This window comes from Streptomyces sp. NPDC043427 (assembly GCF_056436655.1).
This window is the reverse complement of sequence record NZ_JBWKCC010000002.1, coordinates 669,567-684,246: the sequence shown is the minus strand read 5'-3', so window position 1 is coordinate 684,246 and position 14,680 is coordinate 669,567. Positions and strand designations below refer to the sequence as shown.

Below are 14,680 nucleotides of genomic sequence, written 5' to 3'. Positions count from 1 at the left end.
CGGATGATTATCAAGACGGCGCTCTGCAGTGGTCGACGGCAACGTCAGTGGACGGTTGGAGGCATGACCGAGGAGTTCACTGATCACGAACGTCTCACCCGAGTTTGCCGGCAACCGCCTTGCGCAGATTCGTCTTGGCCATCACCAACGCGAACCGCTTTTCGTCCCCAGACCGCTTCGCGTACCAAGGCATCCCCCGCCGCCGCCACTTCGCCGGCCCCAGCGACTCCGGCAGCGGGGGCAGGGGTATCAACCAGTTGGCGAGGTGGAGTTCGCCGGTCCAGGTGCCCGGAGTGAGGTCCTCGACGGACACGTGGGCGGTGAAGACGTCGTAGTGCGGGGCGCGTACGGCGGGGATGGTGATCGAATCGCCGCTGTCGCTTCTGAGGGTGATGGTCGCGTCGACGTCCGGGTAGGCGTCGAAGGTGCTGACTCCAGTGATGACCAGTTCAGTGGGGTCGTTGGCGGACCAGCGGTAGTCGTGGATGGTGAGGTGCTTCGGGGCCTGGTGCTTCTGTTCGCCGAGGTCGAGGGTGAAGTTGCCGTACGGCTTGGTGGTGTAGAGGGTGAGCGCGCGGGGGCTCTCGGTTCCGGCCACGACTCGGGTGCGGGGCGCCGGGGAGACACGGCCGGTGCGCTTGCTGCCTATGCGGGTCAGGCGGGAGACGCCCTGGGCGCCGATGTCCAGGGAGATGTCCCACAGGCCGTCGGCGAGCGGCTTGCCCTCCGCCGCGGTCTCGATGTCGACGGCGGCCTCGAAGCCGGCGTTGTCGTAGACATACGTGCCCTCGTCCTCGTACCTGCCGACGCCGGGGGATGCGGTGTGCCGCACGGGAAGTCGGTACTCGATACCGCTGTCGCGCTCGCGCAGGACGAGTTCCGTGCTGACGTCCAGCGTCTCGACGCGGTGGATGTAGGCGTGGCCGGACAGGTGCAGGGTGGTGCCGCGGAGTTCGGCGCTGCTGACCTGGTGGCGGAGGCCGAGCTTGTCCGTGACGTCGTAGCAGCTGTCGGGGACGCCACGGGCCGGGTCGCGGAGGAAGGGGTAGCGGGCGTAGGCGCGGCCGTTGTCGAGGAGCAGGGGAGTGGAGACCTCGGTGGTCGCCAACCGCTGCTCGAAGCGGACCAGTTCGAGTACCTCGTCGAGCATCCGGTGTCGTACGAGGTGCAGACGCAGTCGAGCCATGGCCGAGAGCTGGTCGTTCATGCCCTCGTGCCAGAGGGGGGCCAGGTACTCGGCGGCTTGGGCGAGGGCCTTCTCCTGCTCGGTTCGGGATGCGTTCGCCATGCGCTCCAGGGCGACTGAGAGCTCGACGGTCAGGTGCCGGTGCGCGAGGTGGTCACGGCCGGGGCCGGGCGGCACGTTCTCGAGGATCATGTCGGCCAGGCGGGGGATGAACTTCAGCCGGGACTCGACGTCCGCCGTGGCCGTGATGTTGCCGCCGTCGTCGCGGTTGACCCAGTAGATGCAGTCGTAGTCGGCCACGACCGATATACCGGAGGCCTTGATGTAGGCGAAGCCCATGAAGAGCTGGTCCTCGCCGTACCGCAGGTCCGTCGCGAAGCGCATGCCGTGCTGCTCGATCAGACAGCGCCGGACCATCTTCGTCGGGTTGAGCGTCCAGTAGACGCGGGATGCGAAGACGTCGGTCTTCGGCTGGTTGCGCTGGAACATCGACTTCGGCGCGCTGCGGCCACCGATTCCGACCATTTTGCCGAGGATTACGTCGGTGCCGTTCTCCTGCGCCATGGTGATCATGCGTTCCAGGGTCTCGGGGCCCAGGTAGTCGTCCGCGTCGAGGAAGAAGACGAACTCTCCGCGGGCGAGGTCGAGGCCGACGTTCCTGGGCTTCGAGGGGCCGCCGGAGTTCTCCTGGTGGATGACGCGTAAGAGGTCGGGGTGGGCCTCGGCCAGACGGTCGAGCTCGTTCGCCGTGTCGTCGGTGGAACCGTCGTTCACGACGATGATCTCTAACTCGCCCTTGCCTAAGCTCTGCTCGATGACCGAGGAGACGCAGCGGGTTAAGTAGGGCATCGAGTTGTAGGCAGGGATGATCACCGAAACGGTGGGAACGGCCATCGTGACGTTCTCCCAGTGATGTCGAGGTGGGGGGTGGGGGCGCGCGGCGCTGCGGGAGCGCCACGCGCCTCAGTGTGAGAGCCGCGCGCGTCAGCGTGAGAGGCGTCCGAGTACCGCGCGGACCAGGTCGACCTTGTCGACGCGCAGCGCGAAGCTCTTGGTCTTGCCCTTGGTCGGGACCGACTTGGCGTACCAGGGCTTGCCGTGGTTGCGCCACTTGGCCGGCTCCAGGGTGAGCGGAAGGGGCGCGAGCGGGACCGACCAGACGGCACCGAGGCGGAGTTCCCCGCTCCACAGGCCCGGGGTGAGTCGGCCGACCTGGATACGGACGGTGAACAGGTCGGTGTGCGGGGTGCGTTCCGCCGTGAAGGCCGCGCTCTCCCCGCTGTCGCTGGTCAGGACGACCGTCATCTCGCCCTCCGGGAACGCCGCCAGCGTGCTGTGGCCGCTGATCACCAGCTCGGACGGGTCGTTGGCCGACCAGCGGGCCGAGTCGATGAGGAGGTGCCGGGCGACCTTGTGCTTCTGCTCGCCGAGGTCGAGGGTGTAGTTGCCGAACGGCTTGGTGGTGTACACGGTGGCGGCGCGGGAGCCCTTGACGGTCTGGACGACCTGGGTCTCCGGCTTGCCGCTGAGCCCCTTCGCGCGCTTGCTGCCGATGCGGACCTCACGGACCGCGCTCTGCGCGCCGATCGCGAGGGAGATGTCCCAGAGGCCGTCGGCGAGGGGCTTGCCGTCGGCGGCGGTGTCGATGTCGATGGCCGCCTCGAAGCCGGCGTTGTCGTAGACGTAGACGCCCTCGTCCTCGTCGGAGCCGAGGCCGGGCGTCTCGGTGTGCCGCACGGGCAGCCGGTACTCGACCTTGGTGTCGCGCTCGCGCAGCACCAGCTCGGTCGTCACGTCGCGGGTCTCCACGCGGTGGAGGTAGCCGTGCCCGGCCAGGTGCAGCGTGGAGCCGACGAGCTCGGCGCGGCTGACGTGGTGGCGTACGCCGATCGCGTTCGTGACGTCGTAGCACTCGTCGGGGACGACGTGCTCGGGGTCGCGGAAGAACGGGTAGCGCGCGTAGATCCGGCCGTTCTCGACCAGGACGGGCGTGGACACCTTGCGCTTGCCCAGCGAGCGCTCGAAGCGCAGGAGCTCCATGGACTCCTCCAGCATCTTGTGCCGGACGAGGTGCAGGCGCAGCCGGGCCATCGCGGAGAGGTGCTCGTTGATGCCCTCGTGCCACAGCGGCTCGATGGTGTCGGCGAGTCGGGCGAGGGTCTTGTCCGCCTCGTCGGCCGGTTCGCGCGAGATGTGGGCGAGGAGGTTCTGCACCTCGATGGTGAGGTGACGGTGGGCCAGGTGGTCGCGGTCGCGGCCCGGCGGCACGTTCTCGAGGAGCAGGTCGATCATGGTCGGCAGGAACCGCAGGCGGGGCTCCGAGCCCTTGGTGCGCGAGGTGGTGTTGCCGCCGTCGTCGCGCAGGGTGCAGAACAGGCAGTCGTAGTCGGCGATGACGGAGATGCCGCCCTTGGCGGCCAGGTACGCCAGGGCCGTGAACGGCTGGTCCTCGCCGATGGGCAGGCCGGTCGGGAAGCGCAGGTTGTTCTTCTCGATCAGCTCGCGGCGGAACAGCTTGAGCGGGTTGAGCGCCCAGTAGACGCGGGAGTGGAAGACGTCGGTCTTGGGCTGGGTGCTCTTGAACATCGACGCGGGCAGGCCGCGGCCGTTCACGCCGACCATCTTGCCGAGGACGATGTCGGTGCCGTTCTCCCGGGACATGGCGACCATGCGTTCCAGGGTTTCCGTGCCCAGCCAGTCGTCGGCGTCGAGGAAGAACACGTACTCGCCCCGGGCGTGGCCGAGACCGACGTTGCGGGGCGCCGAGGGGCCGCCGGAATTCTCCTGGTGGAAGACGCGTATGAGCTTCGGGTAGAGATCCGCGAAGCGCTCGAGCTCCTCGGGCGTTCCGTCCGTCGAACCGTCGTTGACGACGATCACTTCCAGCGCGGACTGACCGATGGTCTGCTCGACGACGGATTCGAGGCACCGCGTCAGATAAGGCATCGCGTTGTAGGCAGCGATAATTACCGAAACGGTGGGGCTGGCCATCGTCACGCTCTCCAGAAATTAAGGGGCAACACCCCACCTGGATGGACGGCCTGAACACCGACGGTATTGGTTCTGGTGCGACGGCTCGGGTGCCATTTGGTTGGGGAAGACGCCAATGGGAATGTGAAGGTACCATGAGATGGCTATGACCTGACGGTGAACTGGACGTCTAAAACCAGCCAATTGCGTGAGATGGATCACAATTTCCGCGGCTGCTTCGTCCTCGTTCGCCCCGAAGTGCGGCGCTTTGATCATTTGGCGCCCGTGAAGCCCAGGTAACGCACCGCAGGGCGGGCCGCATAACGGTATGGACTCAATGGGATACCGGGTACGCGGAATGCCTTATTCCACGAAACCGGCCCGGTGTGATTCCGAACTCACGGCTGAAGGCATGCGACAGCGCATAAGGGCTGCCGTATCCGGCTTCCCGGGCCACGGTCGCCAGCGGTGCGTCCGTGTCGCGCAACCGGGTGGCCGCGAGCGTCAGCCGCCACCACGTCAGGTACGCCATCGGCGGGCGGCCGACCAGTGACGTGAAGCGGCGGGCCAGTGTCGCCCGGGAGACGCCCGCCTCACCGGCCAGGCGCTCGTTGGTCCAGGGCGCGGCCGGGTCGGAGTGCAGGGCGCGCAACGCGGCCGTCGTCACCGGGTCGCCGAGCACCGCCGGCCAGGCGCCGGCCGCCCCCTCCGTCGTCGCGCCCGCCGCCTCCGTCATCCACGCGCGGATCATGTAGACGAGCAGGAGATCGAGCAGGCTCGGCAGCGCCAGGGACGACCCCGGGCGGCGACCGTCCAGGCCGTCCAGTTCCCCCGCCAGCAGGTCCACGGCCGCGCGGAGTTCGGGATGCCGGCCGACCCGGTTCGGCAGGTGCACCACCTCCGGCAGCTCGGCCATCAGCGGGTGCACCCGGCTGCGGTCCAGGCGGTACTTCCCGCACAGCAGCTCCACCTCACGGTCGCCGCCGCCCGGCCCGCGGGCCGGGACGTCGAGCGCCTCCCGCGCCTCCTCGAACGGCACCGCCCGGGCCAGTCCCGCCGCGCCCACCGGCCCGTCGGCCAGCACGTGCCCCACGCCGTGCGGCAGCAGCACCACATCGCCCGCGCCGAGTGTCACCGGGGCACCGCCTCCGCCGGGCCCTTCCGGCAGGAGCCAGCAGCCGCCCGACAGCACGACGTGAAAGCCGGCGCCCTCGTACGGATCGAGCCGCGTGCACCAGGAGCCGCTCACCCGCAGCCGGTTGGAGGAGGGGCGCCCCACGCGCACGGCGGAGATCGCGTCACTGACCACATCCATGAGCGGAAGGGTAGCTCGCCTGAGACGCATGCGTATTCAGCAGAGCTGATCAGGCATCGTGTCGCTCATTCCTGGCTGCCTACGCTGCGAAGCATGACCGACACCAACACCGCGCAGCGCATCGTCCTGGGGGACGTCGAGATCCTCCGCATCGTCGAATGGCAGGCTCCCTTCGCCCCCGCCCGCGACCTGGTCCCGGGCGTCGGACCCGAGGCATGGGAGACCAACAGGGAATGGCTCGTCCCCGACCACTGGGAGCCCGGCACCGACCGGGCGGTGGCCGCCCTGCAGACCTGGGTCATCCGCAGCGCCGGCCGCACCGTCCTCGTCGACACCGGAGTCGGCAACGGGCGGGAGCGTCCCGGCAATCCGCTGTTCCACCAGCGGCAGGGCGACTTCCCGGGCCGCCTGGCACGGGCCGGGATACGGCCGCAGGACGTGGACCTCGTCGTCAACACCCACATCCACGCCGATCATGTCGGCTGGAACACCCAGGCCGTCGAAGGCGACGGCGCGTGGCAGCCCACCTTCCCCAACGCGCGGTACCTGCTGCCCGCAGCCGACGACACCCACTTCGGGCCGGCGGGCGGGTACGGCGGCGGCGTACGGCCGGACGACCGGCTGATCTACGAGGACAGTGTCGCGCCCGTGCACCGCGCCGGGCAGGCCGTGCTGTGGGACGGGGAGTACCGCATCGACGACCACCTCACCCTGGAGTCCGCCCCCGGGCACACCCCCGGCTCGGCCGTGCTGCGCCTCTCCTCGCGCGGTGAACGCGCGGTGTTCGTCGGTGACCTGCTCCACAGCCCCGTACAGGTCCTCCACCCCGATTGCAGCAGCTGCTTCTGCCTGGACCCGCGCCAGGCGGCGATCAGCAGGCGCCGGGTCCTGGAACGGGCGGCGGACGAGGGTGAATGGGTGATCCCGGCGCACTTCGGAGGGCCAGGCGTGGTGCGACTGCACAGGCGGGGTGGTGGGTTCGGCCTGGAGCCGTGGGCCGTGGCGTAGCGGAGGCGCGCCCAGCGGTCGGCATGCCCGCGTCGACAAGCAGGGGCCCCTCAGGGTAGGCATGAGGCATGAGCAACGACGGGGGCCCCGGCGGCGGCAAGGGGCGGATGATCGGCGGGCGTTACCGGCTCGTCGAACGCATCGGCTCCGGCGGGATGGGCACCGTGTGGCGGGCTCACGACGAGCTCGTGGACCGTGAGGTCGCCATCAAACAGCCTCGGTTGGCCGGCGACCCCGAGGACGAGTACCACCGGCGGGCCGCCCACCGCCTCTACCGCGAGGCCCGCGCCGCCGCCCGCGTCGACCACCCCTCCGCCGTCACGATCCACGACGTCGTCGTCGAGGAGGAGGACGGGGCCGCCGAGGGCCTGGTGGACGGACTGCCCTGGATCGTCATGGAGTTGGTCCGCGGCGAGCCCCTGCACGAGGTGCTGCGGCGCGGCCCGCTGGAACCCGCCGAGTCCGCCCGCATCGGCCTCGCCCTCCTCGGCGCCCTGCGCGCCGCCCACGCGGTCGGCATCGTGCACCGGGACGTGAAACCGGCCAACGTCCTGCTCGGACCGCACGGCCGTGTCGTCCTCACCGACTTCGGCATCGCCCATGTCCAGGGCGAGGAATCCCTCACCGCCAGCGGTGAGTTCGTCGGCTCACTGGAGTTCGTCGCCCCCGAGCGCATGTCGGGCGGCGGCATCGCAGGCCCCGCCTCCGACCTGTGGTCCCTGGGCGTCCTGCTCTACGCCGCCGTGGCAGGAGGGTCACCTTTCCGCCGTTCGACCGTGGAGTCCACGCTCGCCGCGATCCTCGCCGACGACCCGCCCGAGCCGAAGCAGGCGGGCCCGCTCGGCCCGATCGTCGTACGGCTGCTGGAGCGGGACCCCGAGCGACGGCCCGGCGCGGAGGAGGTCGCCGCGGTGCTGGAGGCGGTGGCGGAGGGGCGGGCCGTACCGCCGGATGCGCTGGACGCGCCGCGTGCGCCGGACCCGGTCGAGCAGGATGCCCCGGCCTCGCCGGAGCCCGAGGAAACATCAGAAGGGCCCACACCCACCCCGACCCCCACACCCACCCCGACGCCCGCACCTGCGCAGCCCGAAGTCCGCCCCAAGCGCCGTACCGCCCCGGTCGCCGCCGTCCTGCTCGGCGTGCTCCTCGTCGGCGGCATATGGCTTGGCACCTCTTCCGCCCTCGTGGAGACCGAGGGCGGTTCCGCGTCCGCCGCCGTGGAGACCACGGGGCGCGGCGAGACCCCGAGGGGGCCCGGCGCCTGGAAGGCCCACAAGGAGGAGGACCTGGACGCCGTCCTCTCCGTCCCAACCGCGTACAAGCGGCTGTACGAGACGGGAGTCGCGAAGGGCCCCTCCCGACAGGTCGTCTACGGCGGCGAGGACGGCAAGATCGCGGTCGCGCTCATCCAGTGGGACGAGGCGCCCGGCTCGACGCAGGGGCAGGCCGAGCAGCCGGAACTGTGGGGCGAGTACGAGCACAGCACCCCCCAGTACACGCGCACCACCTTCGACGGCAACGAGGCCGTCCTCGCCGACACCACCTACGACCCCCACGGCAGGCCCACCCGCGTGCTGAAACTGGTCGTCCGTACCGACGCCGGCCCCATGTACGAGCTGCGCGTGTCCATGCCCAAGGGGACGCCGGACGAGAAGAAGGGGACGGCGGTGTTCAAGGGGGCCCGCGACCGCCTGGAGATCGAAAAAGACTGAAACACGGGCGGTCGCGTCGGAACAGCACCGTACAACGCCCTGATCAGCGGGTTCGTTGCCAGTGACCACTGGCGCCGTGTGAGCACTCGGTGAATCCCGATTACCGGCGGGTACCCAAAGTCTTCCGCGCGTCATACCCTGCGCGTCATGACGGACTCGCAGGCCCCCGAGAAGACCGGCACCGAGAAGACCGGCACCTCCTCCACCGGCACCAACCCGATCGCCCCCGCCCCCATCGGCGTCCGTACCGCCGAGGACGTGGTCACCCCCGAGCTGGTCGCCCAGCTCACCAAGGGGGTGACCGGCTCCGGTCGGACCGCCAACCACACGCCGTTCACCGGTGAGAAGCTCGCCGACCTGCCCGAGTCCACACCCGAGGACGTGGCCCTCGCCTACGACCGGGCCCGCGCCGCCCAGGCCGTCTGGGCGCAGACCCCCGTACGGCAGCGGGCCGCCGTGCTGCTCCGTTTCCACGACCTGGTCCTCGAACGGCAGGCCGAGGTCCTCGACCTGATCCAGCTGGAGACCGGCAAGGCCCGCCTGCACGCCCACGAGGAGGTCCAGGCCGTCGCGGTCGCGGCCCGCCACTACGGCCGCAAGGCGCCCGCCTACCTGCGGCCCAAGCGGCACGCCGGCGCCGTGCCCACCCTCACCAAGGTCACCGAACTGCGCCACCCGCGCGGGGTCATCGGCCAGATCGCGCCCTGGAACTACCCCCTGGAGCTGTCGGTCGGCGACGCGCTGCCCGCGTTCGTCGCGGGCAACGCGGTCGTGATGAAGCCGGACACCGAGACCTGCCTGACCGCCCTGTGGGCCCGTGACCTGCTCATCGAGGCGGGCCTGCCCGCCGACGTCTTCCAGGTCGTCCTGGGCGAGGGACCCGTCGTCGGCCCCGAGGTCGTCAGGCACGCCGACTACGTCTCCTTCACCGGCTCCACCCGCACCGGCCGCGAGGTCGCCCAGGGCGCCGCCGCCCGCCTGGTCGGCGTCTCCCTCGAGCTCGGCGGCAAGAACGCGATGCTGGTCCTCGAGGACGCCGACGTGGAGAAGGCGGCCGCGGGCGCGGTCCGCGCCTGCTTCTCCTCCGCCGGCCAGCTCTGCATCTCCATCGAGCGGCTGTACGTCCACGAGTCGATCGCGGACGCCTTCGTCGAGCGCTTCGCCGCCCGCACCAAGGCCATGCGGCTCGGCACCTCCCTCGCCTACGGCGCCGACATGGGCTCCCTGGTCGGCGACCGCCAGCTGGAGACGGTGACGCGGCACGTGGACGAGGCCGTCGCCAAGGGCGCGAAGCTCGTCGCGGGCGGTGTGGCCCGCCCGGACATCGGCCCGTACTTCTACGAGCCCACGATCCTCGACGGTGTCGCGGCCCCCATGTCCGTGTGCACGGAGGAGACCTTCGGCCCGGTCGTGTCGATCTACCGTTTCACGACGGAGGACGAGGCGATCGACCTCGCCAACTCCACGCCGTACGGCCTGAACGCGTCCGTCTGGACGAAGGACGGCCGCCGCGGCCGCGACGTCGCCACCCGCCTGCGCACCGGCACGGTCAACGTCAACGAGGGCTACGCCCCCGCCTACGGCAGCGTCCAGTCCCCCATGGGCGGCATGAAGGACTCCGGCCTCGGCCGCCGCCACGGCTCCGAGGGCATCCTCAAGTACACGGAGGCCCAGACGGTGGCGCAGCAGCGCCTGCTGCCGATGGCGCCGTCGCTCGGGATGGACGACGAGAAGTACGCGCAGTTCATGAGCAGGAGCCTGCGGCTGATGAAGGCATTCCGGTTCCGCTGAGGGTTTCGCTGACACGCCCCGCACGGACACTCAACGAGGAGAACACGTGCCCCAGGACGCTTACGACTACGACGTCATCGTCGTCGGCTCGGGCTTCGGCGGCTCGGTCACGGCTCTCCGCCTCACGGAGAAGGGCTACACCGTGGGCGTCCTGGAAGCCGGCCGCCGCTACACCCGCGAGTCCCTCCCGAAGAACTCCTGGGACCTGAAGAACTACCTCTGGGCCCCCAAGCTCGGCATGTACGGCATCCAGCGCATCCACCTGCTGGGCAACGTCATGGTCCTGGCCGGGGCGGGCGTGGGCGGCGGCTCCCTCAACTACGCCAACACCCTCTACGTACCGCCGAAGGCCTTCTTCGACGACCCCCAGTGGCGTGACATCACCGACTGGCAGGACGAGCTGAAGCCGTACTACGACCAGGCGCAGCGCATGCTCGGCGTACGGATCAACCCGACGATGACCCCCTCCGACGTCCATCTGAAGGCGGCCGCCGAGCGGATGGGCGTGGGGGACACCTTCCACCTGGCTCCGGTGGGTGTGTTCTTCGGCGACGGCAAGGACGCCGACGGGTCGGCGAAGGTCAAGCCGGGGCAGGAGGTGGCCGACCCCTATTTCGGTGGTGCGGGGCCCTCCCGAAAGGCCTGCGCGGAATGCGGCGAGTGCATGACGGGCTGCCGCCACGGCGCGAAGAACACCCTGAACGAGAACTACCTCCACCTCGCCCAGAAGGCGGGCGCGCAGGTGCACCCCATGACGACGGTCGTCTCGGTGACGGACGACTCAAGGGGCGGCTACGCGGTGGTGACCCTCCCCACGGAGAACCGCCGCAAGTCCGAGGGCCGGACCTTCACCGCTCGTCGAGTGGTCCTGGCGGCCGGCACGTACGGCACCCAGACCCTGCTGCACCGTATGAAGGCGAACCGGCAACTGCCGTACATCTCCGACCGGCTGGGCGAGCTGACCCGCACCAATTCCGAGGCGCTGGTGGGCGCGCAGACGGACAACCGGCGCTACCGCAAGGTGACGGGCGAGCCGAAGGCCGACTTCACCAGGGGAGTCGCTATCACGTCCTCGATCCACCCGGACGAGAACACCCACATCGAGCCGGTCCGCTACGGCAAGGGCTCCAACGCGATGGGTGGCCTGTCGATCCTTCAGGTCCCGTACGTGGAGGGCTCGTCGAGGGTCGTGGCCTGGCTGCGCAGTGCCGCCCGCCACCCGCTGTTGGTCCTCCGCTCCCTGTCCAACCGCCGCTGGTCGGAGCGGACCATCATCGGCCTGGTGATGCAGTCGCTGGACAACTCCCTGACTACGTACCTGAAGCCGGCGGGCGTGGGCAGGGGCCTGCTGACCGCCCGCCAGGGCCACGGCGCCCCCAACCCCAAGCAGATCAAGGCCGCCTCGGAGGCCGCCTCCGCCCTCGCCTCCGACATCAACGGCTTCGCCGGCTCCAACGTGGGCGAGCTGATGGGCACTCCTCTGACGGCCCACTTCCTGGGCGGCTGCCCGATCGGCTCCTCCCGCGACACCGGCGTCATCGACCCGTACCACCGCCTCTACGGCCACCCCGGCATCTCCGTCGTGGACGGCTCCGCGGTCTCGGCGAACCTCGGCGTCAACCCGTCCCTCACGATCACCGCCCAGGCGGAACGCGCGATGTCCTACTGGCCCAACAAGGGCGAGGCCGATCCCCGCCCGGCACAGGGGGCGGCCTACGAACGCCTGAAGCCGGTCGAGCCGAAATCCCCGACGGTCCCGGCGGCCGCGTTCGGCGCGCTGCGGCTGCCGTTCTTGGGGATGCCGGCGGTACCGCCGAAGAAGTAGGAAAAGGTACTGGGGTCAAAGAACCGGAAATGAAAGAGGGACTCGCGCTCCCCTCCGAGCGCAAGTCCCTCTCTCTGTGTCGCGTAAGCCTTACGCGCCGGCCTCGGCCTTACGCCGACGCACCACGAACACCGCACCCGCACCGGCGACGACGGCGACACCACCGACGAGCCCGATGATCGGCAGGGCGGAGCTGGAGCCGGTCTCGGCGAGGCTGCCGTTGACCTGCGGGGTGTTGCTGCTCGGCTTCTGGTCCGTGACCGGGGCCTTGCCGCCTTCCTGCGGCTTGGTGCCGTCGGTGTCGGTGCCGGCGGCGACGATCTGGAACTTGTAGGAGACGTCACCGAAGCCGGTGCACTCACCGTCGCTGTCGCCGTAGATCGTGGCGCCCAGCGAGAAGCCGGAGCCGACCGGGGCGGACTTCGTCACGTTGACACGCAGCGGGATGTTGACCTCGTAGTCGGGCTCCAGCGTGTCGGTGTACCCGACGTAGCCGACGGCGTAGCCACCCTCGTTGAGGTCTTCCCAGACCTTGTCCTCGGGGTTCCAGGCCTGGAGCTGGACCTGCTTGCTGGTGAACAGGTCCTCGCCGGCCTCGTCGGGGGAGGCCCCGGCGAAGAAGTCGAGGTCCTGGAGGGTGGAGTCGGAGTTGTTGGTGACGTTCAGCGAGAACTTGTGCCAGCCGCTGCCCGCAGCGATCTTGCCCGGCAGGCCGGAGATGCTGACGTCGACCTTGGTGTCCTCGCAGACGGAGGGCTCGGGCTCGGGCTCGTCCGACGCCGAGGCGCTCGGGGACGGCGTGGTGCTGCCCGACGCGGAGGCCGAGGCCGAGGCGGAGGCGGAAGCGGAGGCCGAGGTGCTCGCCGAGGCGGACGTGGAGGCGCTCGCGGACGACGAGGCGGACGCGGAGGTGGACGCGCTGGCGGACGCCGAGGAGCTCTCGGTGGCGGACGCGGACGAGCTGGCCGACGTGGAGGAGGTCGGCTCCTCCGCGAAGGCAGCAGGAGCCGAGAGCAGAGCGAGCGGGGCTATGGCAGCCGTCGCGGCCGCAACGGCCATGGCACGGCGAAGCTTCATGAAGACCTCGAAAGTCTGGTGTGCTGCGACCCTCGCAGCACGTGCTTTGGGTGAGGCCTCCGCGTGTGGGGCGCGGGTGTGGCCCGTGGTTCCGATGGTTTGATCAGTGAGGCCTGTGAATGGTTGCCCTCCCACTCACACAATTTTTATGTGACCTGGGTCACTGCTCCGGCCGCTCAGTGGCTGACGTACGCTCAGCTGCCAAAGTCAATTCGCAGAAGGGCACGGGGGAGTGGCCGACAAGCCGTCAGGGGACTCGATATCCGACGAGGAATGGGAGAAGTTCCTTCGGGACAGCGAGAGCGGGGCGGGGGCCGACGCTCCCAAGGAACCCTCCGCGCGGGCGCGGCTCGTTGCTCAGCGGTTGCGGGAGCAGGACGCGCGGGGGGAGGTTCCCGCGGGGTGGCGGACCGGGCCGGCGTCGCAGGAGATGAACGGGCGGAAGGCTCGGCGCAAGAAGGCGTGGGCGGTGGTCGGGGTGGTTGCCGCAATCGCCGTCGGCGTCGTGGCGCTCAAGCCGTCACTGCTGCCCGGCGACCCGCTCGGCAGCGGGGAACCGGATGTCGCCGCGTCCCCACTGCCCGCCGAGACCGCCGCCCCGACCGACGCCCCCGCCGAGGCGCCGCCCCAGACCCCCACCCTCGACGCGCCGTTCGCCGGTTCCCCCGCCCTGCGCTGGGCCGACGGCGAGGCCGGGATCGTGGTGCCCAAGGCGACGGCGGTCGGAGGGGCTTCGAAGGCGCGCGTGGAGGAGGCGCTGAAGCTCACCAGGAAGCTGCTCGTCGCTGCCAACCTCGACCCCAAGGTGCTGCGCGGTGAACGCCCCGAGGCCGCACTCGGCGTCCTCGACCCCAAGCAGCCCGAACTGGTCGACGATCTGAACACGGCTCTGCGCGCACCCAGTGAGAAGCGTGATCCGCTGCAGATGTTCAGTCGGTTCGATCCCGACGAGGTCCGCCTCGTGGGTGACGTGGTCAAGACGCGCGGACGCATCACCTTCAAGAAGGGCGAGTACAACGGCGTCGCCGTGCACGCCGACTACACCTTCGTCTACCCCGTCGTCCGCGCCGACGGCTCGACCGAGGTCACCCGCACCATCGTGCGCCGCGCCCTCGACGTCGAACTCCCCGACCCCGCCCACTACAACGTCACGCCCGGGCGGCTGGTCGTCCAAAGGTACGACCAGGAGACTGGCAACTCCTCCTGCGACGTCTACGACGGTTACCTGCATCCGGGGTTCCCGAGCGACGCGCCCACGAGCGCCCCGCCGACCGGGCCGACGACCGACCCGTACGACCGCAGCAAGGAACTCGGCGCCGACGGGTCGGCGGACTGCGGGACGGTGTCCCGGGTCTGACCCGGCCCGGGGCCCGACGCCGGACGCAGGCAGAGCGAGACGCGAGCAGAGCGAAGGGCCCCGCGGGACGGAGCCGCAGGGCCCTTCTTCGTCAGCACCAGCGTCAGGGCAGCGCCGGTGCCTTGGGAGCGGCGCCGGGGGGTTGCGCCGCTTGCCTCGAATGCCTCGGTCGGCGCCCAGGTGCAGTCGGGGCGCGTGGGTGGTCTCGACCTCTGGCGGTCGGTCGGCATCGCAATGTGGGGTGTCTGCGACGGGACTTGGGGGCTTTCTACGCATCGTGCTGGATGGGCGCGGCCTCCGCAACCGTTTGACCCGGCCTTGATGCATTTTTGCATTTTCCGCCGGTCGGCCCCGGGCGTCCCCGGAGCCGACCGTTCTCTTGAGTGACCGGGCTGCTGTCCCCTGCCGTCCGGTCACTTTCCTGGAGCGAGGTCCCACG

At 70.1% G+C, this 14,680-nt stretch carries 9 protein-coding genes; 5 read left to right on the top strand and 4 right to left on the bottom strand.

Annotated elements, in window-relative coordinates; translation table 11 throughout:
* Positions 1 to 94 precede the first annotated feature (94 nt).
* The 3 genes from AC067M_RS06985 to AC067M_RS06975 form a co-directional block, all read right to left on the bottom strand.
* Positions 95 to 2,080: a glycosyltransferase family 2 protein gene (locus AC067M_RS06985; RefSeq protein ID WP_478695925.1), complete on the bottom strand. Its 1,986-nt coding sequence runs from the start codon at positions 2,078 to 2,080 to the stop codon at positions 95 to 97.
* Between the two features lie 90 nt (positions 2,081 to 2,170).
* A complete protein-coding gene (locus AC067M_RS06980) occupies positions 2,171 to 4,177 on the bottom strand; it encodes a glycosyltransferase family 2 protein (protein WP_478695924.1) in 2,007 nt (668 codons plus the stop codon).
* A gap of 313 nt (positions 4,178 to 4,490) precedes the next feature.
* Positions 4,491 to 5,471 carry an AraC family transcriptional regulator gene (locus AC067M_RS06975; protein ID WP_478695923.1) on the bottom strand — a complete coding sequence of 327 codons (981 nt, stop codon included), beginning with the start codon at positions 5,469 to 5,471 and terminating at the stop codon, positions 4,491 to 4,493.
* 93 nt (positions 5,472 to 5,564) lie between these two features.
* On the opposite strand from AC067M_RS06975, the gene AC067M_RS06970 reads away from it, so the two are divergent.
* From AC067M_RS06970 to AC067M_RS06955, 4 genes are all read left to right on the top strand, one after another.
* A complete protein-coding gene (locus tag AC067M_RS06970; protein ID WP_478695922.1) occupies positions 5,565 to 6,479 on the top strand; it encodes an MBL fold metallo-hydrolase in 915 nt (304 codons plus the stop codon).
* A 68-nt stretch (positions 6,480 to 6,547) separates the two neighbouring features.
* Positions 6,548 to 8,191: a serine/threonine-protein kinase gene (locus tag AC067M_RS06965; RefSeq protein WP_478695921.1), complete on the top strand. Its 1,644-nt coding sequence runs from the start codon at positions 6,548 to 6,550 to the stop codon at positions 8,189 to 8,191.
* 147 nt (positions 8,192 to 8,338) lie between these two features.
* Positions 8,339 to 9,982 carry a succinic semialdehyde dehydrogenase gene (locus AC067M_RS06960; protein WP_478695920.1) on the top strand — a complete coding sequence of 548 codons (1,644 nt, stop codon included), beginning with the start codon at positions 8,339 to 8,341 and terminating at the stop codon, positions 9,980 to 9,982.
* 46 nt (positions 9,983 to 10,028) lie between these two features.
* Complete coding sequence (locus tag AC067M_RS06955; RefSeq protein WP_478695919.1) at positions 10,029 to 11,807, top strand: GMC family oxidoreductase N-terminal domain-containing protein; 1,779 nt, start codon at positions 10,029 to 10,031, stop codon at positions 11,805 to 11,807.
* Positions 11,808 to 11,897: 90 nt separating this feature from the next.
* Here AC067M_RS06955 and AC067M_RS06950 read toward each other — a convergent pair whose 3' ends face one another.
* Positions 11,898 to 12,884: an LAETG motif-containing sortase-dependent surface protein gene (locus tag AC067M_RS06950; RefSeq protein ID WP_478695918.1), complete on the bottom strand. Its 987-nt coding sequence runs from the start codon at positions 12,882 to 12,884 to the stop codon at positions 11,898 to 11,900.
* 232 nt (positions 12,885 to 13,116) lie between these two features.
* Here AC067M_RS06950 and AC067M_RS06945 point away from each other — a divergent pair, with 232 nt between their 5' ends.
* Positions 13,117 to 14,241 (top strand): hypothetical protein, encoded by a 1,125-nt coding sequence (locus AC067M_RS06945; protein WP_478695917.1) that lies wholly within the window; start codon positions 13,117 to 13,119, stop codon positions 14,239 to 14,241.
* Positions 14,242 to 14,680: the final 439 nt, after the last annotated feature.

Bases quoted from the DNA above. Each gene is read 5' to 3' on its own strand.
- AC067M_RS06985 (WP_478695925.1), bottom strand. From the start codon at position 2,080: ATGGCCGTTCCCACCGTTTCGGTGATCATCCCTGCCTACAACTCGATG.
- AC067M_RS06980 (WP_478695924.1), bottom strand. From the start codon at position 4,177: ATGGCCAGCCCCACCGTTTCGGTAATTATCGCTGCCTACAACGCGATG.
- AC067M_RS06975 (WP_478695923.1), bottom strand. From the start codon at position 5,471: ATGGATGTGGTCAGTGACGCGATCTCCGCCGTGCGCGTGGGGCGCCCC.
- AC067M_RS06970 (WP_478695922.1), top strand. From the start codon at position 5,565: ATGACCGACACCAACACCGCGCAGCGCATCGTCCTGGGGGACGTCGAG.
- AC067M_RS06965 (WP_478695921.1), top strand. From the start codon at position 6,548: ATGAGCAACGACGGGGGCCCCGGCGGCGGCAAGGGGCGGATGATCGGC.
- AC067M_RS06960 (WP_478695920.1), top strand. From the start codon at position 8,339: ATGACGGACTCGCAGGCCCCCGAGAAGACCGGCACCGAGAAGACCGGC.
- AC067M_RS06950 (WP_478695918.1), bottom strand. From the start codon at position 12,884: ATGAAGCTTCGCCGTGCCATGGCCGTTGCGGCCGCGACGGCTGCCATA.